The organism is uncultured Vibrio sp., assembly GCF_947488985.1.
GTDB lineage: Bacteria > Pseudomonadota > Gammaproteobacteria > Enterobacterales > Vibrionaceae > Vibrio.
In genome coordinates this window covers 1-1,367 of the sequence record NZ_CANLBV010000217.1, presented here as the reverse complement: position 1 = coordinate 1,367, position 1,367 = coordinate 1, and the positions used below count along the sequence as shown (strand labels likewise).

The following is a 1,367-nucleotide window of genomic DNA, read 5'->3' as shown; positions in this document are numbered from 1 at the left end:
GGCTACATGGATTCCCCCGGTTGTCAAACATCCGCTAAACTTATATTGATGGGTTTTGGACTGCCGCTCTACATTCGGCCTACTTATCGACGATTCGCATACGTCGTGGCCCTGATGACTTGCGCGACTGCGGTGCCTTATTCGTTAGATGACATCTAGTGTGTCCGCCGCATTAACAGGCTCTCCGCAAGTGGTCTTAACCTATCTCCATCATTAGCGTCTGCAATGACCCGGTGGGTTTAACTCTTTATGTTGCTTAGATTTTTACTTAAGCAGCATAGTTTTCATATTCTGTTTGATTGTGTAAAAGCGACCATATAATTCGTGCGTTTTTCGCAGCAAGAGCCACTATCGCTCGGTTCATACCTCGTCGTTCTAATACACCTCGACACCATTGGCTAAGCTTATCTTGCTTGTCACCAAGGTTAGCAATCACGGTCCTTGCGCCGTGAACTAATAGTGTTCGTAAGTATTTGTCACCGTGTTTGGTTATCCGGCCTAACCTAGGTTTTCCTCCTGTGGAATATTGCTTTGGTACTAGACCTAGCCAAGCTGAGAAGTCGCGACTTTTATCAAATTGAGCACCATTACCGATTGAAGCGAGTATCGCAGTCGCGGTTTGCGGTCCAATGCCTCTAACCTTCATCACTCGTTGAACATTGTCACTGACTTTAGCAAAAGAATCGAAGACTTGTTCAGTATCGGCGATACGTTGATTCAACTCTCCAAGGTGGTGATAAGCATCGGCAATCACCGTTCTTGCTAGGTGTGGCAGTTCATTCTCTGCGTCTTCGAGCATCAAGGGAACCTGTTTCATTAATGAAGAGCGGCCAACAGGAATGATCAACCCGAACTCAGAGAGTAGGGCGCGCATACGATTCATAAGCGCGGTACGTTCACGAACCCAATGCTCTCTCATTCTATGTACCGATAAGATGGCTTGTTGCTCGGGTGATTTTACAGGTACAAAGCGAGTTAATGGTCGCTGAACAGCTTCGCATATGGCAACAGCATCATTAAGGTCGTTCTTTCCCTTAGTTCGATAAGGAATGACGTATTTAACGGCAATAATACGGGTGTCGTGACCCAGTTTATTGAGTGTTCTTGCCCAATAATGTGCACCACCACACGCTTCAACGCCTATACGCATGAGTGGCATATTTGCTATTGTAGTCAGTAATTTAGAGCGAGTTATCGACTTATGAAGTATGACCTTACCATTTTGGTCTACGGCATGAAGACTAAAATGGTTTTTAGCTAGGTCGATACCGCAGAAATAAGAATAATCAGACATGGTGCCTCCGGTGCATTTAAGTACCACATAAGTGTGGCAGATCCTCGGGAGGGGGAATCCATGTCATTCGTTA

Annotated in this window: 1 protein-coding gene; it reads right to left on the bottom strand. The window is 45.6% G+C overall.

Annotated elements, in window-relative coordinates; all coding sequences use genetic code 11:
• Positions 1 to 268 precede the first annotated feature (268 nt).
• Positions 269 to 1,294, bottom strand: a complete 1,026-nt coding sequence (locus tag Q1A70_RS19915) for an IS110 family transposase (RefSeq protein ID WP_299695748.1) — start codon at positions 1,292 to 1,294, stop codon at positions 269 to 271.
• Positions 1,295 to 1,367 lie beyond the last annotated feature (73 nt).

Excerpts from the sequence above, each read along its gene's own strand:
- Q1A70_RS19915 (WP_299695748.1), bottom strand. The coding sequence starts at position 1,294 with ATGTCTGATTATTCTTATTTCTGCGGTATCGACCTAGCTAAAAACCAT.